At 66.9% G+C, this 25,797-nt stretch carries 17 protein-coding genes and 1 pseudogene; 2 read left to right on the forward strand and 16 right to left on the reverse strand.

Features of this window, described 5'->3' with window-relative positions; all coding sequences use genetic code 11:
* Together A7V84_RS21735 and A7V84_RS19660 are read right to left on the reverse strand one after the other, a co-directional pair.
* Window positions 1–158, reverse strand: a pseudogene (locus A7V84_RS21735) (amidase); the annotation flags it as partial.
* Between the two features lie 11 nt (window positions 159–169).
* A complete protein-coding gene (locus A7V84_RS19660) occupies window positions 170–1,144 on the reverse strand; it encodes a Bug family tripartite tricarboxylate transporter substrate binding protein (RefSeq protein WP_025517416.1) in 975 nt (324 codons plus the stop codon).
* Between the two features lie 149 nt (window positions 1,145–1,293).
* Between A7V84_RS19660 and A7V84_RS19665 the strand changes: the two genes are divergently transcribed.
* Window positions 1,294–2,232, forward strand: coding sequence for a LysR family transcriptional regulator (locus tag A7V84_RS19665; protein WP_025517418.1), 939 nt, complete (start codon window positions 1,294–1,296; stop codon window positions 2,230–2,232).
* A gap of 27 nt (window positions 2,233–2,259) precedes the next feature.
* Here the strand turns inward: A7V84_RS19665 and A7V84_RS19670 are convergent, their stop codons facing one another.
* The 7 genes from A7V84_RS19670 to A7V84_RS19700 form a co-directional block, all read right to left on the reverse strand.
* Window positions 2,260–2,976, reverse strand: coding sequence for an SDR family NAD(P)-dependent oxidoreductase (locus A7V84_RS19670; protein ID WP_025517420.1), 717 nt, complete (start codon window positions 2,974–2,976; stop codon window positions 2,260–2,262).
* Window positions 2,977–3,058: 82 nt separating this feature from the next.
* Window positions 3,059–4,270 carry an FkbM family methyltransferase gene (locus tag A7V84_RS19675; RefSeq protein ID WP_025517422.1) on the reverse strand — a complete coding sequence of 404 codons (1,212 nt, stop codon included), beginning with the start codon at window positions 4,268–4,270 and terminating at the stop codon, window positions 3,059–3,061.
* A 708-nt stretch (window positions 4,271–4,978) separates the two neighbouring features.
* Window positions 4,979–9,028, reverse strand: coding sequence for a phosphoribosylformylglycinamidine synthase (purL, locus tag A7V84_RS19680; RefSeq protein WP_063492100.1), 4,050 nt, complete (start codon window positions 9,026–9,028; stop codon window positions 4,979–4,981).
* 359 nt (window positions 9,029–9,387) lie between these two features.
* Window positions 9,388–9,948: a transcription elongation factor GreB gene (greB, locus tag A7V84_RS19685; RefSeq protein WP_025517424.1), complete on the reverse strand. Its 561-nt coding sequence runs from the start codon at window positions 9,946–9,948 to the stop codon at window positions 9,388–9,390.
* A gap of 41 nt (window positions 9,949–9,989) precedes the next feature.
* Complete coding sequence (locus tag A7V84_RS19690; RefSeq protein ID WP_081695123.1) at window positions 9,990–10,829, reverse strand: 3',5'-nucleoside bisphosphate phosphatase; 840 nt, start codon at window positions 10,827–10,829, stop codon at window positions 9,990–9,992.
* A 32-nt stretch (window positions 10,830–10,861) separates the two neighbouring features.
* Entirely contained in the window at window positions 10,862–11,785 is a 924-nt protein-coding gene (locus tag A7V84_RS19695; protein WP_025517427.1) for an alpha/beta fold hydrolase, read from the reverse strand.
* A 38-nt stretch (window positions 11,786–11,823) separates the two neighbouring features.
* Window positions 11,824–14,343 carry a DNA internalization-related competence protein ComEC/Rec2 gene (locus A7V84_RS19700; RefSeq protein WP_231940010.1) on the reverse strand — a complete coding sequence of 840 codons (2,520 nt, stop codon included), beginning with the start codon at window positions 14,341–14,343 and terminating at the stop codon, window positions 11,824–11,826.
* Between the two features lie 372 nt (window positions 14,344–14,715).
* On the opposite strand from A7V84_RS19700, the gene A7V84_RS19705 reads away from it, so the two are divergent.
* Entirely contained in the window at window positions 14,716–20,016 is a 5,301-nt protein-coding gene (locus A7V84_RS19705; RefSeq protein ID WP_063492099.1) for an Ig-like domain-containing protein, read from the forward strand.
* Window positions 20,017–20,109: 93 nt separating this feature from the next.
* On the opposite strand, the gene A7V84_RS19710 is transcribed toward A7V84_RS19705, so the two are convergent.
* The 7 genes from A7V84_RS19710 to A7V84_RS19740 form a co-directional block, all read right to left on the reverse strand.
* Window positions 20,110–21,009, reverse strand: coding sequence for a prephenate dehydratase (locus A7V84_RS19710; protein WP_412778673.1), 900 nt, complete (start codon window positions 21,007–21,009; stop codon window positions 20,110–20,112).
* Window positions 21,010–21,072: 63 nt separating this feature from the next.
* A complete protein-coding gene (locus A7V84_RS19715; RefSeq protein ID WP_025517432.1) occupies window positions 21,073–21,738 on the reverse strand; it encodes a DUF3313 domain-containing protein in 666 nt (221 codons plus the stop codon).
* A 175-nt stretch (window positions 21,739–21,913) separates the two neighbouring features.
* Window positions 21,914–22,489 carry a restriction endonuclease gene (locus A7V84_RS19720; protein WP_025517434.1) on the reverse strand — a complete coding sequence of 192 codons (576 nt, stop codon included), beginning with the start codon at window positions 22,487–22,489 and terminating at the stop codon, window positions 21,914–21,916.
* A gap of 17 nt (window positions 22,490–22,506) precedes the next feature.
* Window positions 22,507–22,752 (reverse strand): RNA-binding S4 domain-containing protein, encoded by a 246-nt coding sequence (locus A7V84_RS19725; RefSeq protein ID WP_025517435.1) that lies wholly within the window; start codon window positions 22,750–22,752, stop codon window positions 22,507–22,509.
* Between the two features lie 197 nt (window positions 22,753–22,949).
* Complete coding sequence (locus A7V84_RS19730) at window positions 22,950–23,762, reverse strand: TatD family hydrolase (protein WP_033534000.1); 813 nt, start codon at window positions 23,760–23,762, stop codon at window positions 22,950–22,952.
* Window positions 23,763–23,782: 20 nt separating this feature from the next.
* The gene (gene lolD / locus A7V84_RS19735) at window positions 23,783–24,508 is read right to left on the reverse strand and encodes a lipoprotein-releasing ABC transporter ATP-binding protein LolD (RefSeq protein ID WP_025517440.1); all 726 of its coding nucleotides are present in this window, start codon (window positions 24,506–24,508) and stop codon (window positions 23,783–23,785) included.
* A complete protein-coding gene (locus A7V84_RS19740; RefSeq protein ID WP_231886845.1) occupies window positions 24,501–25,733 on the reverse strand; it encodes a lipoprotein-releasing ABC transporter permease subunit in 1,233 nt (410 codons plus the stop codon). The genes lolD and A7V84_RS19740 overlap by 8 nt, the downstream gene beginning before the upstream one ends.
* Between the last annotated feature and the right edge of the window lie 64 nt (window positions 25,734–25,797).

The following is a 25,797-nucleotide window of genomic DNA, read 5'->3' on the forward strand; positions in this document are numbered from 1 at the left end:
TCGAAAGCCGTGGCGGTGACGGCATTGATATAAGGGTTGACCGCCTCGATGCGGGCAATGCAGGCCTCCAGCAACTCGACCGGCGACAGCTGGCGCGCTCCGATCATGCGGCGCAGGCGCACCGCGCTCAAGGACACCAGGGAATCATCCAGAACCATAACGGCTTTCCTCAATCCACTTTGATATTGGCGCGCTGGGCCAGTTCTCGCATGAGCGGCAGCTCCCGCGCGATGAGGGCCTCGCCCTCGGCGCTGCTGGAGAACACCGCCTCGAAACCGCTGTTCTCCAGGCTCTGGCGAACGTCGGGGGACTCGACCGTGGCGCGCAAAGCGCCTTCCAGCTTCTGTTTGACCTCCGGCGGCAGGCCGCGCGGGGCGGCGATCATCAGCCAGGTGTCCATGTTTACTGCCGGGTAGCCCTGCTCGGCGAAGGTTGGCACGTCGGGCAGGAAGGCCGAGCGGGCCGGCGCCGAGACAGCGATCACGCGCAGTTTGCCCTGCTTGCTGTGCGGCACAGCCGCTGCCACGGTATCGACGGAGAACGGAATCTGCCCGCCGATCAGGTCGGTCATCGCGGGCGCGCTGCCCTTGTAGGGAACGTGGGTCATCTGTATCCCGGCATCGGCCAGGAAACCCGCGGCCACGAAATGGGCGGTGGTGCCGGTGCCAAAGCTGCCATAGGCGGGAACGTCCTGTCCGCGCGCCTTCACGTAGGCCACCAGTTCCCCGATGTTGTGCACGGGAATCCGGGCGTTGACCAGGAGGGCCAGGCCGGTGCGGCCGATGATGCCGAGCGGCTCGAAGCTTTGCACCGGATCGTAGGGCAGCGTGCTCTGGATCGCCGGGTTGACGGTAAAGGTGGTGCCCGAGCTCGCAAACAGGGTGTAACCGTCCGCCGCGGCCTTGGCCACATAACCCGCGCCGATGGCGGTTCCCGCGCCCGCGCGATTCTCGACCACGACAGTCTGGCCCAGCTCCTGCCCGAGCTTCTGGGCCACTACGCGGCCGATCACATCGGTTGCGCCGCCAGGCGAGAACGGGATGACCAGGGTAATGGGCCGGGTCGGGTAATCCTTCTGGGCCGCCGTGGCGGCAGTGCCCAGGCAAGCCAGGGCAACTCCAACGGAAAGCAAGGCAGTCTTCATGGACGAACTCGATACGCTAGGTGAAGGGGGATGCGCCTGTACCGGCGCCTGGGCAATCGCGACATGCTAGGCGCGGGCTTAACGTTGCAGCAATATGACTTGCTAGAATCGTGCATTGCGCAAAACGCAAACCTAGGAAGTCAAGACGGATGGATACCCGGGTACTGCAGGAAATGGCGGTGCGCTACTTCCTGGAAGTGGCGCGCTGCGGCTCGGTCAGCCTGGCAGCCGAGCGGCTGGATGTGGCGCCTTCTGCGGTCAGCCGGCAGATCGCCCGGCTGGAACGCGAGCTGGGCACCCTGCTGTTCGAGCGGCGGGCCCGGGGGATGGCGCTCAATGCCGCCGGCGAATTGCTGGCCACCTACGCCAAGCGGGCCCAGCAGGATGTAGAACGGGTCGCCAGCGAGATGATGAGCCTGCGCGGCCTGCGTGAGGGCCTGCTGCGCATCGTCTGCACCGAGGGCTTTCTGCACGATCTGGTGCCGGTGGCGGTGGCGCGGTTTCGCCGCGCGCATCCCGGCGTGCGTTTCTCGGTGGAGGTCTGTTCACAGCGTGAGGTGCCGCTGCGGGTGATCGATGGCACGGCCGATATCGGAATCACGCTCAGCCTGACCTCGCACCGGGAAGTCCGGGTCGAGTGGCGCACGCCGGCGCCCGTGCGGGCGGTAATGGCACGCGATCATCCCTTGGCGCAGCGCGCGTCGGTATCGCTGGCCGAACTGACGCCCTATCCCCTGGCGCTTCCCGGCCCCGACTCGACCTTGCGCCAGCTGATCGACATCAGCAGCAGCCGCCAGCAGCTGCAGCTGTCGCCGGTGTTCTGCGGCGACAGTGTCGATGCCCTGGTGGCGTTTGCCGCGGCAGGCGGCGGCATCACCTTTTGCGGGGAACTGGCGGCCCGCAATCGTCTGCGCTGGGGCGAGGTGGTCGCCTTACCCTTGCGCGACCGCGAAATGAACGAACGGCACTTCGAAGTACAGACACTTGCCGGACGCAGCTTGCCGCAGGCCGCCTGTGCCTTCGTGGCCAGCCTGCGCGACTCTCTGGAAAGCGCCTCCAACGGCGAGGACATTGCTGCGCCGGCCTGACCCGGGCCTTGAGCCTGCCGGGCAGTTTCAGAACTGCGTATCGGCGATCGCCGGCATGACCAACTCCCGGACGAAGGACGCGCCCGACAGGCGAATCAGGGTATCGACCACGGCCACCACGTCATGCACCGGCACCAGCCCGCCTTCGCCGCGGGCGGCGGCCTGTTCGCGCGGCACTGCCAGCCCGTCGTCGGTATTCAGATACCCCAGCTGCAGCACGCTGACCGCCAGGCCCGCCTCTCGATAGCCCTCGCGCAACGCCTCGGCCATGCCGTTAAGGGCAAATTTGCTGGCGCCAAAGGCAACCTCGGGGCGGCCCGCCCCGCGCAGGCCCGAGGTCGAGCCGGTCAATACCAGTTGCGGCCGCTTGGCGCGCAGCACCCGCGGCAAAAGGCGTTTGAGCAGCAGCAACGCGGCGCTGATGTTGACGTCCACCAGACCGGTCAATGCGGCATCCGGCTCGGCCAGAAAATCATAGGCGCGGCTGAAGGCATGGGTTTCCCAGATGCCCAGGTTGTAGATCAGCGTATCGATGACCGCTGGCGCCGCCTGGGCGATGGCGTCGGCCGCCGTGACCGGCTGGGACAGATCGGCAGGGATCCAGTGCTGGGCCACGCCGTCCGGCATGGCCAGGGCGACAGGCGGGCGACGCGCCACCCCCGTCAGGGTATCGCCCGGGCGGCCCAAGCCTTCGAAGAGGGCACGGCCCAAACCTTTGCTGGCCCCGATGATCATGATGTGCATGGTGTTTCCTTGGACAGCGCCGGTGGAACACGGCGCCGGTGGTACGAAACCGCCACGATAGCGCGCTCAGGCCGCCCTCCCCTCAGAAACCCGGCTCCTCGTGGGCGTACAGCACCAGGTCGTACAAGGAGGGATGATGGGCGCGCACGGACAGCCGCCGTCGTCCCAGACCATGCAGAAAATCGACCATCTCCAGCAGATCGTCGGGATAGTGATAGGCCGCAATGCTCAGGCGGCATTGCGGACGCGCCAGATGCCCGCGTGCGCCGCGCATCAGCGCCATCTCGCCACCCTCGATGTCCGCCTTGATGAAAGTGGCCTCACGGGAGATCAGGCTATCCAGCGTAACGCGCGGCAGCGTGTCGATACTATCGGCATGCGCCTCGCGCCAGGCCGCATCATGCGAAGCCCCGACAAAATGCGAGCCCTCCGGATTGCCCGGCAAGGTATGGAACAGCACCTCCCCGCCTGCCTGGTCGGAGACGACCACCTGCTGGGCCCGCACAGGCAGCATCCAGCGCAGGCCTTGCAGGGCCCCGAATTCCTGCCGGTTGGGCTCCAGCGCCCACAATTGCGAGCCATCCAAATCATCGAGCAGGCCGGCCATGCGCAGCACGTGCTCGCCCTGGCTGGCTCCGACATCGACATAGACCTCGCGGGCGCGGGGGACGAAGGAGTCTTGCGGCGAGGCCCCGTTGAAATACTGGAACTCCACCGGCGTCATGGTGCGCAACATGGGCCCGCGATCCAGCGCCAGAAAGGCATGCATGCGCGCGAACAGGGTACGGGCCGAACGCGCATCCATCGAAGCGGCCAACGCTTCGTAGCGCCCGGCATTTTCCAGGTAGTGGCGGCGCTCCTGCGACAAGGGCACGTAGATGTAAGCGATATCCCGCGCAGTGGCAGAAACGAGGAAATCGAAGACGCCGTCCTGTACGCCACGCCACAGGCTCCATTCGGTGATCGTACCGCTGAAATCCAGCAGGCCCACACGCGCCTTGCTGCGCCTGAGCCGGACGAACTCGTTGAACGTGATCGCGGCCTCGCGGTGGGGCATGACAGGTTTCATGGCCGACACCAGCCCGGGAGGATCGCCAATCACGCAATACCCCCGGAAACGAGGGTCGGTTAGGTAGGTGCGCTGGGCGAAGAACTCGTGCAGGTGCAGCGTCCAGGCGCTGCCCGCCCTGGGCCACAGGACATAGAGGTCGTCCAGTTCGTTGAAGCGGGCCAGGCGCTCATCGCCCGTTTGTTTGAGTTGCTGCCAGTCTGGTGCAAGAGGATGCGAGGTCAAGGTGTGATCCTTTTTTCAGAGTGGGTAAATTCTAAAAAGGCATTCCGACGCCACTGCCAGGAACTCTCCTTTGCATGTGAACGACATTTCCCTGACGTGCTTCTGCTTGCCAAGGCCGATCGCGCCTAAAAGAACAACCTCGTCAAAGGTGGCGTCCAGCGTGTTGCTAAACGCCTGGCACTACGGCCTGAGGCTTATTCTTTGAGCGTTTGCGCAGGCGATGGCGTGCGCCCTGAGATCGGCGCTGTTTCGTTGGACCCAGCCTCAGACACCGCCATCAGGCGGCTTGCGGGCGTGTAGCAGCCTCTTGCCTTGCGCACCATGAGCGGCGTATCCCGGGGATGTTGTTATCGCTCAATGTGATCAGGCTATCGAGGCCGGGCAAGCGAAACACACCGAACGCCTGAACAGGCGTAAAAACTCCCCCGCGCGCCGGCGCCCACACCTGGCGCTCGGTATGACGACCCCGGCCCAGGCATTTGCTTTAGCCACTTAACTTGAGCAGGCTCTGCTGGATCACTACACTGACCGCTTCGTGTTAGGCCTGCGGGCTTGCTACTTCCGGCTCAGGAGGCCCTGAAGCCCAGCCTTGTCCAGCATCGATTCGTACGAACCACGGGAAGCAGGTCAATCCTGAAATAAAAACTCCACCTTCGACGAAGGTGGAGTCAGGGTGTGGCGCCGCCGGGCACGTGGCCCGGCCACGGCTTACTTCAGCCAGGCGCGCGCATTGCGGAACATGCGCATCCATGGGGTGAAGGCGCCGCCGCTATCCTGCTCGCCCCAGCTTTGCGGCGCCCAGGACATCATGACGTTGCGCGTCACGCGTTCCGGGTGCGGCATCATCACGGTGAAGCGACCATCGGCCGTGGTCACCGCGGTCAGGCCCTGCGGGCTGCCGTTGGGGTTGAAGGGGTAGGCTTCGGTCACGTTGCCATGGTTGTCGATGAAACGCGCGGCGGCCAGCACGCGGGCGGCATCGCCCTGCTGCGAGAAGTCGGCAAAGCCTTCACCGTGCGCCACAGCCACCGGAACGCGGGCGCCTTCCATACCGGCAAAGAAGATCGAGGGCGAGGCCTGCACCTCGACCAGCGACAGGCGGGCCTCGTACTTCTCGGACTGGTTACGCGTAAAGCGCGGCCAGAACTCGGCACCCGGGATCATGGGCGCCAGCGCGGCCATCATCTGGCAGCCGTTGCAGACACCCAGCGCAAAGGTATCCGGGCGGCTGAAGTAGGCCGCGAACTGATCGGCCAGCTTGCTGTTGAAGCGGATGCTGCGCGCCCAACCTTCGCCCGCGCCCAGCACGTCGCCGTAGCTGAAGCCGCCCACCGCCACCAGGCCCTGCATGCCGGCCAGATCACTGCGGCCGGCCAGCAGGTCGGTCATGTGCACATCCACCGCTTCGAAACCGGCCGTATCGAAGGCCCAGGCCATTTCGACCTGGCTGTTGCAGCCCTGCTCGCGCAGGATCGCCACGCGCGGGCGCTTGCCGGTGGCGATGAAGGGCGCCGCCACGTCTTCCTGGGGGTCGAACGCCACGCGCGGCGACAGGCCAGGATCGGTAGTGTCGTTCCAGACATCCAGCTCGGCCTGGGCGCAGGCCGGGTTGTCGCGACGGGCCATGATGCGGTAGCTGACGTCGCTCCAGGCGCGGCCGAGGTCGGCGCGCGGCTGCCCCCAGATCTTGCGGCCATCGCGGTAGAACTCGATCTCGTCGGCGCCATTGAGCCCGCCGATCACATGCGAGTGGGCCGACAGGCCGGCACCACGCAGCACCTGCATGACGGCATCGCGCTGGGCTGCGGGCACCTGGATGACCGCGCCAGCCTCTTCCGAGAAAAGGGCCTTCAGGGTCAGTTCGTCACGCTGCACGGCGACCTGTTCGGGACGGATCTTGTAATCGCCCCAATCGGCCGACTGCGGATCGAAGGTCAGCATGTCGACGTTGATCGACACGCCGGTGCGGCCGGCGAAGGCCATTTCGGCCACCGTGGCGAACAGGCCGCCATCGGAGCGATCGTGATAGGCCAGGATGACGCCGGCTTCGGCCAGCGTGCGGATGGTCACGAAGAAGGTGCGCAGGTCCTGGGCCTGGTCGATGTCAGGTACGGTTTCGCCCACCTGGTTGTAGACCTGGGTCAGGATGGAGCCGCCCATGCGATGGCGGCCACGGCCCAGGTCGATCAGGATCAGAACGGTGTCACCGGCATCGGTACGCAGTTGCGGCGTCAGGCTCTGGCGCACGTCGGCCACCGGCGCAAAAGCGGTCACGATGAGCGAAACCGGCGCGATCACCTGGCGCGACTCGCCGTCTTCTTCCCAGGTGGTTTTCATGGACAAGGAGTCCTTGCCGACCGGAATCGACAGGCCCACGGCCTGGCAAAGCTCGCTCACGGCCGAGACCGTATCGTAAAGGGCGGCATCCTGGCCCGGGGTGCCGCAAGCGGCCATCCAGTTGGCCGACAACTTGATGTCTTCCAGGCTGGCCACGTCAGCCGAGACCAGGTTGGTCAGGGCTTCGGCAATCGCCATGCGGCCCGAAGCCGGCGCATCCAGCATGGCCAGCGGCGTACGCTCGCCCATGGCCATCGCCTCGCCCCGGAAGCCTTCGTAGTCAGCCAGCGTGACGGCGGCATCGGCCACCGGGATCTGCCAGGGGCCGACCATCTGGTCGCGGCTGGACAGCCCGCCCACGGTGCGGTCGCCAATGGTGATGAGAAAGTTCTTGCTGGCCACAGTCGGATGGCGCATCACGCGGTAGGCGGCCTCGGTCAGGTCGATGCCAGCCAGATCCAGCGGCTCGGACACGCCCGGCAGGCGCTGCACATCGCGCGTCATGCGCGGCGGCTTGCCCAGGATGACGTCGATGGGCACATCCACCGGACGCACTTCGTTCTCGCCTTGCGGGCGCACGGTATCCAGCCCGGGCAGTCCTTCGCCATCGACCACGCGCAGCTGACGCTCTTCGGTGGCCACGCCGACCACCGCGAACGGGCAGCGCTCGCGCTGGGCGATGGCCTCGAAGCGCGGCAGGTCCTGGGGCAGAATGGCCAGGACATAGCGTTCCTGGGACTCGTTGCTCCAGATTTCAGCCGGCGACAGGCCCGATTCTTCGAGCGGTACGCGCTTCAGGTCGAAGATGGCACCGCGGCCCGCATCATTGACCAATTCGGGGAAGGCATTGGACAGGCCGCCTGCGCCGACGTCATGGATGGCCAGAATGGGGTTGGCGTCGCCCTGCTGCCAGCAGCGGTCGATGACTTCCTGGACCCGGCGCTCAAGTTCGGGGTTGCCGCGCTGCACCGAGTCGAAGTCCAGTTCGGCGGAGTTGCTGCCCACGCTCATGCTGGAGGCAGCGCCTCCACCCATGCCGATGCGAAAACCCGGCCCGCCCAACTGCACCAGCAGCGCGCCCGGGGGCAGCGGATCCTTGTGCGTCTGGCCGCCGTCGATGCTGCCCAGGCCGCCGGCGATCATGATGGGCTTGTGATAGCCCCAGCGGGTGCCGCCCGCCGTCTGCTCGAAGCTGCGGAAATAGCCCAGCAGGTTGGGACGGCCGAACTCATTGTTGAACGCCGCGCCGCCGATGGGGCCATCGATCATGATGGACAGGGGCGAGGCGATGCGATCGGGCAGGCCATGATGGTCGGCTTCCCAGGGCTGCAGGGCGTCGTCGAAACGCAGATGCGACACGGTAAAGCCGGTCAGACCGGCCTTGGGCTTGGAGCCGCGCCCGGTTGCGCCTTCGTCGCGGATCTCGCCGCCGGCGCCGGTGGCCGCGCCCGGGAAGGGGGCAATGGCGGTCGGGTGGTTGTGCGTCTCGACCTTCATGAGGGTGTGGACGACGGCGTCGCGGCGGGCGTAGGCCGCCGTCTGGGCGCCAGCCCCGCCCTGGCCGGGCACGCCGGCCTGAAAGCGCTGCGCCGGGCCGCCTTCCATGATGGCCGCGTTATCGGAATAGGCCACCACCGTGCCCTTGGGCTGCGCCTTGTGGGTGGCGCGGATCATACCGAACAGCGTGTTCGGCTGCGTCTGGCCGTCGATCACCCAGTCGGCGTTGAAGATCTTGTGGCGGCAGTGTTCGCTGTTGGCCTGGGCGAACATCATCAGTTCGACGTCGGTGGGGTCGCGCCCCAGATCGCCAAACGATTGCGTCAGGTAGTCGATTTCGTCTTCGGAGAGGGCCAGGCCAAGGCTGACGTTGGCCTCTTCGAGGGCTGCGCGGCCCTGTGCCTTGACGGCCACGGTGCGCATGGGCTTGCCGCTGAGCGGCGTGAACAGCGCCTGGCCATCGAAATCGCCTTGCACCACGGTTTCGGTCATGCGATCGTGCAGGCAATCGGCCGCGCGCGCCAGCATGTCACCGTCGAGCGTCTTGCTGCCCAACAGGCCGCGCTCGGGCGTGATCACGTAGCGCACGCCGCGCTCGATGCGGCGCACACCGCTCAGACCGCAGTTGCGGGCAATGTCGGTGGCCTTGCTGGCCCAGGGCGAAATCGTGCCCAGGCGCGGAATCACCAGCAACTCCAGGCTCTTGGACGACGGCGTGGCCGTCACCGGCGTGCCGTAATCCAGCAATTGGACGAGCTGGGACTGCTCGCTGGCCGACAGGGCTTGGTCGGTTTGCACAAAATGCTCATAGCGAGCAGAGACGTCCGCCACAGGCAGACCAGCCTTTTTCAGCTGCGCGAGCAGACGCTCACGACGGAATTCGGACAGGACGGAGGAACCGGGCAGATGCTGGACAAGGGACACGATGCGGCGCCGTAGGGTAAAAGAGAAAGCCAAAGGGAAGTCGTGATTTTACCCGCTTGTGAGACCCAGGCCTCGCCAGGGGCCAAAGCCCCTGCGCCAGCCCAGGAAAACCCTCTCTCGATTTCTCGCGCCACCTGGCCCTACACTGTGCCCGACGGTGCCGGAAAATCACTTCCGGGCACAGGGCTCAGCACCGCTGCACCCGCAGGAAAACCGCAGCAGCCCAAGGGGAATGGTGGCTTCAAGCCACCAGCGCAAGGCAGGGGCGTCAATAATCCCTCCGACGCCAACGGGCGCTGGTCAGTGACCAGCGCCCGTTATTTATTCTGCCGCCATCACCGCGAGCCACGTACCGCCGGTCAATCCTGGGGGTCGGGATAGCGCACTTCCAGGATATCCAGCTCCTGGATGCCACCCGGCGTGCGCAGAATCACCGTGTCGCCTTCACGGGCCTTGATCAACGCCCGCGCCACCGGCGAAATCCAGCTGATGCGTCCGGCCAGCGGTTCGGCTTCGTCGACCCCGACGATGGTGACCGTGGTTTCCTCGCCGTGCTGATCGGCATAAACCACGGTCGCCCCGAAGAAAACCTGGTCACGATTGGGTTGCTGCGAGGCATCCACCACTTCGGCGATATCCAGCCGCTTGGTCAGAAAACGCATGCGCCGGTCGATCTCGCGCAGACGCTTCTTGCCGTAGAGATAATCCCCGTTCTCCGACCGGTCGCCATTGGAGGCCGCCCAGGAAACCACCTGGACCACGGCCGGACGCTCGACGTTCATCAGTTCGGCCAACTCGTCGCGCAGCCTCGCGTAGCCCTCGCGGGTCATGTAGTTGCGCATGCCGGCCGGCAGGACCAGCGCCTCGGGCAGGTCCTCGTCGTCGTCGCGATCGGTTTCTTTGACAAAAGCCTTGTTCATGGCTCTCCCTCCAGGGAAACAAAGGGGGCTGGCGCAGGCGCCTACAGCCAGTCGTGCCAGACCGGCTTGAGATCGGCCGGCAGTGGCGGCAAGCGCCCCAGGTCGGCCTTGCTCTCGCCCACGCCGTGGAAATCCGAGCCGCGCGAGGCCAGAAAGCCATAGTGGCGCGCCACGTCGGCATAGCGCATGGCTTCCTGGGGGGTATGGCTGCCGGTCATCACCTCGATGCCTTCGCCGCCCAGCTGAATGAACTCATCGAACAGGGCCGCAAACTGCAACGGCGTGTACTTGTAGCGCCCGGGATGGGCAATCACGGCGCGCCCGCCCGCCCCCAGGATCCAGCCCACGGCTTCGCCCAGCGTGGCCCACTGCATCGGTACATGGCCGGGACAATCGTCACCCAGATACTTGTTGAAGACGGTCTGGACATCCGGGCAGAAGCCCGCTTCGACCAGATAGCGGGCAAAGTGGGTGCGGCTGATCAGCTCAGGGTTGCCGGCAAACGGCAGGGCCCCTTCGTAGGCGCCGGGAAAACCCAGCGCGGCCAGGCGCTCGCCGATCTCGCGCGCGCGCCCTGCCCGCCCGGCGCGTGTCTTGCGCAGGCCCTCCACCAGGACCGGATTGCGCTCATCGAAGTTCAAGCCAACGATGTGCACCGTATGGCCAGCCCAGGTCACCGAGATTTCGGCCCCGGTCAGGTAGCGCATGCCCAATTCGGCGGCCATCGCACGCGCCTGGTCCACCCCCCCCACTTCATCGTGGTCGGTCAGGGCCCAGACATCGACGCCGTTGGCGTGCGCGCGCCGGGCCACGTCGGCCGGCGCCAGCATGCCGTCGGATACCGACGAATGGCAATGCAGGTCTATGTTCAGAGCAGTCATGGCATTTATTGTAGTAGCGCGAGGCTGGCCCGCTACGCCTGCAGGAATCGGGCCACCGGATCGATCTGTTCGGCCGACATCAGGGTCGGCGCATGGCCCACACCGGGAAAGCTCACCGTCTCGGTACGCGGGTGGCAGCGCCGCATGGCCTCGACCGTCTCCGCGCTCAGCAGGTCCGATTCGGCGCCGCGCAGTACCAGCACCGGGCAATTCAGGCCGGTGTAGGCGGCCCACAGCAATTGCTCGCCGGCCTCGAAGGCCTCCGGGCTGGCCTGTGCCGCCAGCGCCAGCGCGATTTTCAGGTCATAGCGCCTGACCCAGTGGCCACCTAGCTGCATGTAGCCATGTTCGGTCAGCTCGCGCCATTGCGCCTCGGTGTGCGGCCCGAAGGTAGCGCAGGTTTCCTTGGTAGCCTCGACCGCCTGCTCGAAGGTATCGAAGACTTGCGGCACGCCCACCCGCTCGCTGATGCGCGCCAGCGCGGCGCGCCCCAGGGTGGGGCCGACATCATTGAGCACCAGATGCTCGAAATGCAGTTCCTGGGCGGGCGGCAGGCCGGCATGGGTCTGCAGTGCGTGGGCCTGGCGCGCCATGGCCAGGGTGCCGGCCAGCGCCAGCCCGATCAGCCCGCCCATGGATGTGCCGACCCAGGACAGCGTGCCCGGGCGCAGGCGGGCCAGCAGCGTCACCATGTCGGAGGCGTATTGGGCAATGGTGTAGTGCATCGGGTTGAGCAGCCAATCCGACTGCCCGCGCCCCACCACGTCGGGGCAGACCACCCGATAGCGCGACGCCAGCCGCCGTGCCAGATGATCGAAATCGCGCCCGTTGCGGGTCAGGCCATGCACGCAGACCACCACTCGGGGATTGTCGGGGTCTCCCCACTCCCAATACGCCATGCGATGAAACCCCGCGGGGCTGACGCAAGTAACGGAATCCAGACGCGGCTCGGCCATACACTTCTCCGGAAAGCCGCCGGGGGGCGGCCGATGCCTCATCTTACCCCTGCCGCCCCGTCAGGCCGAACATGCCAGTAGCGCCGCGCCCGGCTACGCCATCCGTCGACCTGCAGCACCCGCCCACCCTGCACCACCACGGCGCCATCGCGCCCGCTGCGCCAGACTTCGGCGCCGGCCCGCTGCCAGCGCCGCACGGTCTGGGGAGCGGGATGCCCGAAGCGGCTCCAGCGCCCGGCCTGCACCAGCACGTGACGGGCCTGCGACGCGGCCACCAGTGCCGCCCCCGAGGAGCCACGCGCCCCATGGTGCGGCGCCAGCACCACATCGACAGCAGGCAAGCGGTCTGCCCACAACGCTTCCTGCGCCACGGCCACGTCGCCCGGCAGCAAGGCCCGACGCCAGCGCCCTTCGATCAGCAGCACGCAACTCTGCGCGTTGCCCGCCGTGCGCGGCAAGCTTGCTGTCATGCCGGCCGGTGGATGCAGAAACCGGAACCTCACACCGTCCATTTCCCAGCCTTGGCCATCCTCGCAAGACTGCTGGCGTGGCGCGGCCAAGGCTGTGGCATCCTCGCGCAGACGTGCCTCGCGCGCCAGCCAGGTGCGCAGGTCAAACGGTGCCCAGGCCTGCCCGACCGGCACGGCCGCCAGCACGCTGGCCAGCCCGCCGGCGTGGTCCAGGTCGCTGTGCGACACCACCAGATGATCGAGATGAGCAATGCCGCGCGCGCGCAGAAACGGCACCACGATGCGCTCGCCCTCATCCCCCGCGCGGTAGTGACGCGGGCCCGTGTCATACAGCAGCACATGGCGGGCAGTCTCGATCACGACCGCGCCGCCCTGCCCCACGTCCAGCGCCGTCAGCCGCCAACCGCCCGGCTCCGGTCGCTCCTCGCGCCAGGTCAGCAACGGCAGCAGACACATCAGACCCACCCAGCGTGCCGGCCAGCCCTGTCCCTGCCACCACCACGCCATGCCCAGCAGCGCCACGGCCAACACCCAGACCGGCGCCCCCGCCACCGGCAGGCTGGCCCAGGGATGGGCAGCCAACGGCGCCAGCACCGCCATCAAGGCGGCAAACAAGGCTTGCGCCGCGCCTCCCAGCCAGGCCGCCACCGGGCCGGGCAACCAGGCCAACGCGCCCGCCGCCAGCGCCAGCGGCGTCACCAACAGGCTGATCCACGGGATGGCCAGCGCATTGGCCAGCGGCGACAGCAAGGACACCGCGCCCACCCACCAGGCCAGCAGGGGCAGCAAGCCGATCGTCACCGCCGCCTGCGTCCGGGCGAAGTCCGCCAGTAGGCTGCGCAAACGCGGCCACCCCCGCTGCGCGCGCGGCGCGAGCACCACCCGCATCAGGATGGCTACGGCACCGAACGACAACCAGAAACCGGGCGCCAGCACCGCCCAGGGGTCCAAGGCCAGCACCGCCGCCGCCGCGGCCAGCAGGACCAGTGGAGCGCCGGGCGACAGCCCCAGCTGGCTGGCCGCCGCCACGACCGCCAGCATGAAAAACGTGCGCCGCGTCGGCACGCTCCAGCCGGCCAGCAGGCAATAGGCCAGCGCCGTCAACATGGCCGTCAGCCCCGCCAGCCGCTGGGCTGGGCAGCGCTCGGCCAGATACCGCCCGCGCCAGCGCAGATGCGGCCACAGCAGGCGGACCAAGCCGGCCGCCAGCCCCGACAGCATCGTCACGTGCAACCCGCTGATGGACACCAGGTGCGTGATCCCGCTGCGATTAAACACCCTCCAATCCTCCGGGCGCACCGCCTGCTGGTCCCCCATCACCAGGGCCAGCAGCACCCCGGTGTAGCGCTGCTCGCCAACCGCCTTGCGCAGGCGCTCGCGCACGGCATGGCGCGCCCGATCGACCCAATGACCGCTGGCTGGCGAGAGCCGGCGCGGCGTGCCGCGCACCGTGGCCGTCGCCCCCACGCCCGCGGCAAACCAGCGCGCCTCGCGATCCGGCCCCTGCGGGTTGAAGTTACCGTAGGGCTGGCGCAGCACCATCACCATGCGCCACTGCTCTCCGGGGATCAGTTCCGGCACGCCGCGCGCGTCCCCCGGCAAGGCGCGCCAGGTCACCGCCAGCCTTGCCGGCACGCCGGCAGGGCGCGGCGCGTTCACCTGCGCCAGGAATTGCCGCGCCGACGCATCGCCCTGCACCAGACTGGCAATCGTCAGCGGCAAGGCGAATATCTGGTCATCGGCCGCATCGGCCAGCCGCTCGCCCAAACGCAGCTGCCCCCACCCTGCCGCCCACACTGCCCCCAGCCATAACGCCAGGGCCACCCGCCACCAGGCGCGCACCTGCGCGCCCCGCCAGGCCGCCCATCGCCGGCTTGCTGCCCAGCCGGCCAGCAAACCCAGCGCCCAGCCTCCGCAGATCGCCCACAAAGGCCGCAGGTCCGGCCACCCCTGACACTGAGCCACCCCCACGCAAAACGCCAACAATGGCGCCGCTGCCCCCCAACGCTTCATGCCCTTCACCCGACGCATCACGCACAGCCCGACAGCGTCCATGGCGCGCCCGGGCAACAGCGCAAGAGTGAACACAGGCATCCCTGAGGAGTGCACGCAGCCGGCCCGAAGCAGATCGGCCATCGACGCAGAGCGCAACGCCCGCAGGACAGACCGCCCCAGAATGGCGCGGTTTTTCGTCCACGAGCCCTATCTCCACACGAACAAAGAGATTTCCTGCGTATTTATCAGCATCCATTGATTTTCGACGCCCCATGCAATCGATAAGGTTCGCGTCGTGACATAAAGCCTCGTGCATTGACCGGCGCCGCAATGCGGTTTCTTGCGCCCGAGCATTCCAGGCATTTCCCTCCCCCTTTCGACAGACAGGCCGTTTCCCAGCGGTCAGGGCGAAGCTTTGCCCGCTGATGTTCAGCGCCCGGCACCGAACATCATCCAAGGAACAAGATGAACAAAAAACTCTACCGTGTGGTTTGGTCTATAGCGCGACGCGCCTGGGTGGTGGCCGATGAGCGGGCGCGAAACAGCAGGTCGACACGTGCTTCGCGCCGCCGGGGTTCGCGCGGCCGCGATGTCGTGGCGATCGCGGTCGGTGGCAGTCTGGTAACGCAGGCCCTGTTGCCGTTGTCGGCCCTGGCTCAGGAAGCGCCCACCGTGCCTGTGGCCGCGCAACAAGGCCGGGACTCCGGTTGGTCGAGAAGGCTCGCCGGCCAGGTCGAATCCCTGGCCCGGGCGCAGGCCGAGGGACGGCGGGATGGACAGTTGAATGCCGACTATCTCAAGCGCGAAGCCCAGGCCCAGGTCAACGCCTCCTTGCAGCGCGGCGTGCAGGCGGTGAAGGACTCCGGCCTGCCGTTTCTGCGTAACCTGCAAGGGGGGCTCAGCCATGACTTTCATACCGGGCGCAGCGCCCTGCAACTGGACACCATCGATGAGGTGTATCGGGCCGGTCCGAACACGGGCCTGTTGCAACTGGGCGCGCACAACCAGAACGACAGGCCTACCGCCAATGCGGGCCTGGTGTACCGGCGCGACGTGAACGAAGCCCTCATGCTCGGCGCCAATGCCTTTCTGGACTATGAGTTCGGCAAGCAGCATCTGCGCGGCTCCGTGGGCATCGAGGCAATCGCACCGGAATTCACCCTGTACGGCAACGTCTATGTGCCGATGTCCCAGTGGAGAGGCGCCAAGCGCGATGGACGCCGCCAGGAGCGACCCGCATCGGGCATGGACATCGGTGGCAGATATCAACCTTCCGTCGCGCCGGGCCTGAGCCTGAAGGCGGCCTACTTCCGCTGGAACGGCGCCAACATCGATTACTTCGACACAGGCCGCGTTCAGGACCGCGCCTCCGGCTTCAAGTATGGCCTCGAGTATCGCCCCGTACCACTGGTCAGCCTGGGGCTGGAGCAGATCAAGGTGGTGGGCGGGGAGCGTCAGACCCGCGTGCAACTCGGTCTGTTCATCCACTTTTCCGAACCCTTGTCGAAACAGTTGCGCCGGGGCGCTTCGGGCGCGCCGGCATTCTCGCTGGACAACCCTCGCCATGCGCTGGTCGAACGCGAAAACCGCATCGTGCTCAATACGCGGCACAAAGAGATCACCCTGCCCCTGAGCCTATCGCTGGTGAGCACCCACCCGGTCGACGGTCGTGTGACCGTCACAGGGCTGACCCAGCCGCGAGCGACCGTCAGCTTGCGCATGCCCGACGGCTCGTCCGGGTCCGTCACGGCCGATGTCGCCGGCCGCTTCAGCTATACATCGCAACACGACCAGCCCAGTGGCGCAGTGGTATTGGGCGCCGCCAATACACGGGGCGACCGCAGCCGCGAACTGACATACCCCTATGTCGACGAAGTGACCCTCGGGGATCTCCGTGTGGTCGTGATGACCAAGGCGGTCAACCCTGTCGATCACTCTGTGATCCTGGACGGCAATACCGAACCCATGATGGAGGTGCGCGTGGTCTTCCCCGGAGGGGAAGCCATGTCGGTGCGCGCCGATGACAAAGGCAACTTCCGGGTCGGCTCGCGCAAGCGCGTGTCGGAAGGGAGAATCATGGTGCAGGCCATTGATCCGGAAACCCACAAGGAGGCGCGCACCGTCGTCGAACACGTGCCGCCCGCCATCGTGGCACCAACCATTGACGAGGTGACCACGGACGCCGGGACCGGACGCGTCACGGTGACCGGGCTGGCCGAACCGGGCAGCGAAGTGGAGCTGCGTTTCACCGACCACAGCCGCGTCAGGGTCCCGGTCGGAGACGATGGCCATTACCGCGTCACATCGGCCGGGGATATCCCCTCGGGCGAGCTGCAGGCCGTGCGGGTTCCCAAAGCGGATGAAGGCGAAGTTGCCTCGCGCCACCTGTACAAGGACAACCATGACAAGACGCCGCCCGGCACGCCCGTCATCGCCACGCTGAGCACGAACCCGGACGATGGCCGGCTGACGGTGGCCGGCAGCGCCGAGCCCGGCGCCGAGGTCACGGTTACCTTCCCGGACGGCACGACCAAAACCGTCCGTGCGGATGCGGACGGCACCTACACGGCGACCTCGGATGGCGACGTACCGTCAGGCACGATCATGGTCAATGCCACCGACGCCAGCGGCAATACCAGTGGCAAGGCGAGCCGTGAGTATGCCGATGACGTAGACAGAACGCCGCCTGCCGTGACGATCTCAGGTACGGCTACGCATGCCGATACCGGGCGCGTCACGGTGACAGGGATGGCCGAACCCGACGCCAAGGTGCTGGTTCGCTTTCCGGACGGCACCGAAAAAATGGGCCGGGCCGAGGCCGACGGCAGCTATACAGTGACCTCCGACCACGACATCCCCTCGGGCATGATTGCGGCGCAGGCCCAGGACACGGCGGGCAACAAAAGCCCCCAAGCCTTCCGGCGCTATACAGACGAGGCGGACAAGAGCGCGCCTGAGCCCCCCACGATCACGACCCTGACGGCCAGCGAGGACGACGGCCGACTGACGGTGACCGGCACCGCCGAGGCGGGGGCCGACGTCACGGTTACCTTCCCGAACGACACGACCACAACGGTACGCGCCGACGGCGATGGCCGTTACGTCGCGACCTCGGCGCGGGATGTGCCTTCGGGCATGGTCCGGGCATCGGCCACGGATGCGGCGGGCAACACCAGCGACGAGGTGACCCGCCAGTACACCGACACCGTGGACAGGACGCCACCGGCGATCACGATCACCGGGACAACCGCGGACGCGGCCACCGGCCGCGTGACCGTGTCCGGCACAACCGAGGCCGACGCCGACGTGACAATCACCTTCCCGGATGGCACGCGCAAGACCGCCAAGGCGGATGGCGAGGGCAGATTCACGTTGACCTCCGATGGCAGTATGCCCAGCGGCGATATCAAGGCCAAATCACGCGACAAGGCCGGCAATGAAAGTCCGCCCATCACGCAAGCCTACATCGACACGACAGCGCCTGCGGTCAGCATCATCGCGGCGACGACCGACCCGGCAACCGGAAAGGTGACGGTGACAGGCGCCAGTGAGGCCGGCGCGCGCATCGCCCTGCGGTTCCCGGACGGCCAGACCATCACCGTGACGGCTGATGCCGGCGGCAACTACAGCGCAGCCTCGCCGCGGGACGTAACCGCGTCGGGAAATATCACCGCCATCGCCACCGATGCCAGCGGCAATCACAGTCCGCAGGCAAATAAGGCCTACACCGACGACGTGGACAAAACCGCGCCAGAAGGCGTGGTCATCACATCCGCGCGGGCCGACGCCAGTGGACGGGTCACGGTGACAGGCACGGCCGAGCCGCACAGCACGGTCACGATCGCGTGGCCGGGTGGCGAAACGAAGACAACGATGGCGGGCACGGATGGCAGCTATACGGCCTCATCGGCGCGTCCGGTGCCATCGGGCGACATCACCGCCACGGCGACTGACAAGTCAGGCAACACCGGCCCGGCCGCCACGCACGCCTACACCGACGAGACGGCGCCGCCTGCGCCGACATTCACCACCGTCGACACCGATGACACGACGGGCGTGGTAACTGTCACAGGCAAGGCCGAGCCGGGCAGCACGGTCACGGTGACGTTGCCGGGCGGGGCAAGCAAAACCGTCCCGGCCGATGCCACTTCCGGCGTCTTTACCGCCACCTCGGATGGCGATGTGCCAGCGGGCATTTTCAGGGCCAGCGCGCGGGATGCGGCGGGCAACGTCAGCCCCGAGGCGAGGCGCGACTATGCCGACACGGTCGACAAGACACCGCCGGCAGCCCCCCTCATCACGACGCTGACGCCGGATACCACTCATGGGCGTCTGACGGTGACAGGGACAGCCGAACCCGGCAGCACCGTCACGGTCACTTTCCCGGACGGCACAGAAAAGACGGTGACGGCAACGGAAGGCGGCGCCTACACCGCCACATCCGAGAACGATGTGTCCTCGGGGGCCATCAAGGCATCCGCCACCGATGCACAGGGCAACAAAAGCCCTGAGACAACGCGCGACTACATCGATGCGGTGGACAAGGTCGCACCGGTCGTGACCATCACAGAGCTTGCCACAGCAGCCGAGACAGGCCGGGTGACGGTCACCGGACACACCGAGCCCGAGGCCGCCGTGCGCGTCACCTTCCCGGATGGAAGCCACAAAAACACGACCGCTGGACGCGATGGCAGCTATAGCGCCACTTCCGACGCCGATATCGCGTCGGGCGGAATCCGCGCACAAGCCACGGATGCCGCAGGCAATGCAAGTGCTGAGGTGACCCGACGCTATGACGATAGCGTCGACAAAACGGCACCCGATGCGCCCGTCATCACAGGCGTTGCGACAGACAGCTCCTCGGGACGCGTGACGGTGACGGGCACGGCCGAGCCAGGCGCCGAGGTAACCCTCACCTTCCCCGATGGCAGCACCAAAACCGGCACGGCAGACGCCACAAACGGTGCGTTCACGGCAACCTCGGATGGCGATGTGCCGACCGGCGAAATCAAGGCCCGGGCGACCGACGCCGCGCGCAACGAGAGTCCGCAAGCCAGCCGGCACTATGAAGACGAAGTGGTCGACTTGCGCCCACCCGCTGCGCCGACGATCTCGTCCATGACGACCGACGCCCGAAACGGGCATGTCACGGTGCAAGGAACCGCTGATCCGGGGGTCGAAGTGAAGGTGACATTCCCCGGGGACACGGAGGTGCGCGTAACGGCCGATAGCAGCGGCAACTACCGCGCCAGTTCGGGCAAGGACATCGCGGGTGGGCAGGTCAAGGCTGTCGCCCTGCGCGGCACCCTGTCCAGTGACGAGGTGACCGGCACATACACGGACACCTGGTTGCCACCGCTTCCCAAAGGGGCGTTTACCAGCGTGCTCGAGACCGACCGCTGGTACTTGATGTATTTGACCAAACAGGCTGGCGCGGGGTTCACCGCCCAGGTAGGGTCGGTCAACCTGGCTTATGCCTCTAACCCCGAGTCGGTCAGCGTCAGTGTCGAACCGCGCAATGCCAGCGATACGGCGGCAGTCACCGTTGCGGATTTCCTGAGGCCACTGGTCACGAAGAAAATCCTGTATGACCGTCGCACTGGCGAGAACGCCTTGTTCATCGGGTTCCAGGATCGAGGCGGCTGGGAGACCAAGCCGTACAGGGCAATTCCTGCCGGCATCTATGAAGACCGCATACTGGTCAAGATCACAACCCCGACCGGCACGGCCAGCGTACTGTTGGGCTTTAGTATCACTGACGGCTAGACGCCTGCCCCGTCCTTGCGCCTGATGTGCGCCCTGCCGCTACGCGCCGGCGCCGGCGCCGGGCAGTCGTGGCAGACAACCCGGCTCCGTGGCCTAGCGACGGGGATACGAGCCCAGCACGCGGAAATCCGGGCTGGCCTGCAGCACCGATGCCAGCGGCTCCTGCTTCGCATGCCCGGCGACTTCGATCAGGTAGCGGTGGGTGTCGAGGGTTTTCTTGCTGGGGCGCTCGTAGATGGTCAGCACGGGCACCCCGCCGTTCAGCAACGCGCGCAGCACACCGCTGAAGCGATCGTCGGAGGTCTCCACCAGCAGCGACGTTTTATCGTTGCCGCTGGGCGCCCGCAGTTTGCGACCCAGCACCCACCATCGGGTGACATTGTGGGGGCCCTCTTCGATGCCGTCGATCAACGGCACCAAGGAGTACACCGAAGCGCCGACCTTGGGGCCGAATGATGCCTTGTCATGCCCGTCGCTTTCGGCCACGGCCTTGGCCGCCGCGCCTGCGCTGGCCGCCTCGCGGCGCTTGACGGCGGGCATCTGTTTGTCGATCCAGGGCTGGACCTCCTCGAAGGCCACCGGGTGCGCCAGCACCTCCTTGATATCAGCCAGCTTGGTGCCGGGCCTGGCCAAGAGGCTGTAGCCCAGCCTCTTGGGATACTCGGCCACCACCAGCGTGTTGGGCATATCCAGCACCGCGTCCAGATACGGCGTCACGCCGACCACCGAGGTCGTCACGGGCACGCAGGCCTGCTCGATCTCGCCGCTTTGGTAACGCGCAAACAACTCGTCGCGCGACAAGGGCACGAGGTTATCCGGCCCGAACAGATCCAGACAGGCCTGGTGCGTCCATGAGCCTGCCGGGCCCAGATAGGCGATCTGGCCGGCCGCCGCCGACGCGATGGGCAAGGCGTACATCGAGAGGCCGGCCATGGCCGACAGCAAGGTCCTTTTCATTTTTCCCCCGAGCGGCGCGATCTCCCGTCGCGGGATGCGCGGGCATGACAAGGCGCCGGCGTTTGTTTGCCGGCATCGTACCAAAGCGGGGGATCGGCCTCAGCCCTGGCGGGGAAAGCCCGCGATGTCCGCGACGATATCGTCAACCGCCGACTGGATCTCCTCGAGCGTGATGGGTTTGCTGTCGTTGCTGACACTTTTGCCGAAACCCTTGCGCACGGCTTCGATGACCACCTCGCCGGTGTCCTGATCACGCACGCGCACCTCCATCAGCAACACCGAATGCTGGCTGCGATACCCGGAAGCCGCCATGGAGCCCGCAATCACCGCCCCGATAGGCAGAAACTCGTAGAAAGCCATGCCCTCGTTCTCCGCCGACACGGCGGTGATGGCAATCTCGGCATTGAGCAGCCCCTGGCCAAACGGGCGCTCGACCAAGGGCAGGCGCTGGCCGATGGCGGCCCGGATGCGCTCGTCGGCATAAGCCTTGATCCGGTCCAGCGACTGGGCCGACAGACGTGGCGTCGGTTTCGGCTCGGGGTGATACACCACCGGGGCCAGGAAAATGCCCCGGTAGTTCGATTCTTTGTATGTGGGATCGATCCAGCGCAGCACTTCATGACCGCTGGCTGTCCGAGTGTGTTCCAGACGCCCGTAAGCGTTCAGGAAACCCGAATACTGATCAGAAGAAGCCACCTTGGAAGCACAGCCGGCCAACAGGGCTGCCGTCGTCAGCACGGCCGCAGCCAGGCTCAGGGATCTCATGGGAAAACATCGCTCCGGAAAAGGGAGATGCCGGCGACACCGGCATCGGACGCCGGAAATAGTACCGCGCTCATCGGCCGGAAATGGCCAAACACGCCGGCCGGCGACAGCAATACAGCATCTCATTTTTGCAACCATCTGCGCCGTCGGTGGCGCATCGGCACCCTGCCAGGGCTCAGATGCGCTGGTGGCGCAGCAGCCGGGCCAGCTCGGGGCCGGCCATCAGCGCGATGCCATGCTCCCGGGCATAGACCCAGGCATTATCGGAGACCTCCCCCAACGCAACGAACACAGCCTCCTGCGCACCGCGTTGCTGGCGGGCAGCCTGCAGTTCGCGCAACGGTTCGATGCCGATGCGGGCCGCCTTCCAGCGACGCGCGCTCACCACGGCCACCCGACCCTTGCGTTGCAGCGCGAAATCGGCGCCCGGGCCATCCAGCCGTTGCACCTGGCTGCCGTCGCGCGTGAAACCCGCCTCGAATGCCGCGGCCGCCTCTTTCCAGCCCATCCCTGCCAGCGCCTGCGCCACCGCCAGCACCCGCTCTTCCGAAGGCTGGCGCCATTGCCGGACGCCGGCCAGCACCGCAATCACCACGAACGGCACCGCCGCGAACACGCCAACCGCGGCGAAATCCCGTGGCAGGGCCGCCGCGCCGCCCACGCTCAGCAACAAGGCCAGCCCGGCACTCATCCACCACGGCGAACGCATCAGCACGGCAAAGATGGAGTTCTGGGACATCTTGAATTTCATGGCGGCTCGCAGCATGGTCAGGCGTCGTCGGAGGGCGTCTCGGCAGCTCGCACCACGATGCGCTCGCTGCCACAGGTCACGATCTGGCCGGCCCGGATCTTGGCCGTCTTGCGGGTTTCAAGCTCGCCGCCGACACGCACCAGGCCCTGCGCCACCAGCGCCTTGCCAGCCCCGCCGCTATCGCACACCCCCGTCGCCTTGAGCAACTGGTTGATTTCGATAAAGGCACTGCCTTCGGCAAGCGTGAATTCGATCAGCGACATACGTTAAACCAGAGAGAATGGGTTGCGGCCCCCCGCCGCCGGACGCGATTCCGCCCGGCTGCGGCATGATACCCGATGGGCCTGCGAGCCTGGGCCGGGCCGGCAGGCTGGTGTAGATCCCAGCCGCCACGCGTATGAAAAATGGGGCAGGCGGGTTCAGGCCGCGGGTGCCGCAGGCATTTCCTGAATCCGGGTGCTCAGCCGGCCAGCGCCTGCTGCAGGCGCGGCAGAACGCGCAAGGCGGTGGCGGTGGTCTGCCGCGCCACCTCTTGCGGCCCGCAGCCGCGCAGGGTGGCGAGTTCGGCGGCAATGCGCGGCAACTCGCCCGGGCTGTTGCGACGCGGCTCGGTCATCAGCCAGGCCGGCGGAATATCGGGGGCATCGGTTTCCAGCACCAGATGCTCCAGCCCGAAGTCCTGCGCATGAGCGCGGATGCGCAATGCGCGTGCATAGGTCATGGCGCCGCCCATGCCCAGGGCAAAACCACGGTCGACAAAGGCGCGCGCCTGGGGCACGCTGCCGTTGAAGGCATGGGCGATGCCGCCGGCCACGCCCGGCTGGCGGCGCAGGTACTTGAGCAGGATGTCCTGCGAGCGGCGCACATGCAGCAGCACCGGCAGGCCGAACTCGGCGGCCAGCCCCAATTGGGCGGCATAGTACTGCTCCTGGCGCTCGCGCGCCGCGCCGCTGGCGATCGCCTCGACGAAGAAATCCAGGCCGATCTCGCCAATGGCGACAAAGCGCGGGTCGGGCATGGCCGCCTCGATGGCGCGGCGCAGATGGCCCAGATCGCCGGCTTGCGCCTGCTCGACATAAAGCGGATGGATGCCCAGCGCGTAGGCGCCGCCTTCGATGGCATGAGCCAAGGCGCGCACTGCCTCGAAGTTTCCGGCCGCCACCGCAGGAATCACGATGCCGCCCACGCCGCCCGCCCTGGCCGCCGCTGCCACCTCCAGCCGGTCGGCGTCGAACTCCGCGGCATCGAGATGGCAGTGGGTATCGATCAGCATGCCTGGGTGGCGCTGCCGCCCTAGCCGGGCAGCAAGCGGCCGTTATCCATGTGCAGCTGGCGGTCGGCGCGCGAGGCCAGCTCATTGTCATGGGTCACGATGATGAAGGCCGTGCCCGACTCGCGGTTCACCCGCGTCAGCAACTCGAACATGGCCTGCGCCGTATGGCGGTCCAGGTTGCCGGTGGGCTCATCGGCCAGCACGCAGGCCGGACGGGACACCAACGCGCGCGCCAGCGCCACGCGCTGACGCTCGCCGCCCGACAGCTGGCCGGGGAAATGCCCGGCCCTTGCAGCCAGCCCGACCTGCTCCAGCACGATCGCGGCCTGCTCGCGCGCGGCCTCGCGCGCCATGCGGCGCACGATCAGCGGCATCGCCACGTTGTCCAGCGCCGAAAACTCCGGCAACAAGTGATGGAATTGATAGACAAAACCCAGGGCGCGGTTGCGCAGGGCGCTCTTGCGCGACTCGGACAACCCGGCCGACGACGTTCCGTCGACTTCGACGCTGCCGCTGCTGGGCACATCCAGCAGCCCCAGGATATGCAACAGCGTGCTCTTGCCGGACCCGGAGGCGCCGACAATGGCAACCATTTCGCCGCGCGCCACTTCCAGCGACACATCGTCCAGCACCTGGATGCGCGCCGGGCCTTCGTCATAGACCTTGCTCAGGTGCTCGGCGCGCAAGGCGGGCGCGCATGCCGCGACTTCCTGCGGGCCATCGGGCGTTGGGATGAGATCAGTCATGGCGCAACACCTGGGCCGGCTGCAGGCGCGAGGCGCGCCAGCTGGGATAAAGAGTGGCCAGCAACGACAGCACCAGCGAAGTCAGGCCGATGGCGACGATGTCGCCGGCGCGCGGATCGGACGGCAAGGCGCTGATGAAGTAGATCTCGCGCGGCAGGAACTGCACCCCCAGGAGGTTTTCGATGAAGGGCACGATGACATCGACGTTATAGGCGATGAGCATGCCGCCCCCCACGCCCAGGGCAGTGCCGATCACGCCGATCAGGGCGCCCTGCACCAGGAAGATGCGGGCCACTTCGCCCGGCCCCGCTCCCAGGGTGCGCAGGATGGCGATGTCGGATTGCTTGTCCTTGACCGCCATCACCAGCGAAGAAAGCAGGTTGAAGGCGGCCACAGCCACGATCAGCGCCAGGATCAGGAACATCATGCGTTTTTCGGTCTGCACGGCAGCGAACCAGGTGCGGTTGTTGCGCGACCAGTCGCTCGCCATCACGTACGGGGGCAGCGCCTTGTTCAGCTCGGCGGCGACCTCCGGGGCGCGCGTCATGTCGGCCACCCGCAGGCGCGCGCCGGCCGTGCCGCTGTCGCGGAACACCTTGGCGGCGTCCTCGGCATTGACGAACACCATGGACGAGTCATATTCGTAGTGACCCGAGGAGAACGTGCCCGCCACGGTGAACTGCCGCATGCGCGGCGCGAAGCCGGCCGGACTGATGCTGCCCTGGGGCGCCAGCATCAATACGGTGTCGCCAGGCTTCACGTCCATGGCGTTGGCCAGGTCGCTGCCCAACACCACCTTGAAGCTGCCCGGCGTGAGATCGGTCAGTTTTCCGCTGACCATCTGTTTGGGCAGATCGGACACCTGCCCTTCGAGCTCGGGGTCGATCCCGCGCACCTGCACCGCGCGCAGCGACTGCCCGCGCGCCAGCATGCCGCCGGCGGCCACGAAGGGCGCCTCGCCCTTGACCTGCGGATTCTGGGCCGCCGTGGCGGCGAACTGCCGCCACTGCTCCAGCACGCGCTCGGGCACCGCGCCCGGGATGTAGATTTCGATGTGCGGCAGGACCGACAGCATGCGGTCGCGCACTTCTTTCTGGAAGCCGTTCATCACGGAAAGCACCACGATCAGGGCTGCCACGCCCAGCGCGATGCCGGCCATCGAAGAGGCCGCGATGAAGGAGATGAAGCGATCGCGCCGCCCGCGGCGCTGGCCCAGTCGGGCCAGGCCCGCATAGCGGGCGCCGATCCAGAGTTCGTAAGGTATTTTCAGCACCCGCGCATTATGGCAC

It is taken from the genome of Bordetella trematum (assembly GCF_900078335.1).
GTDB lineage: Bacteria > Pseudomonadota > Gammaproteobacteria > Burkholderiales > Burkholderiaceae_B > Bordetella > Bordetella trematum.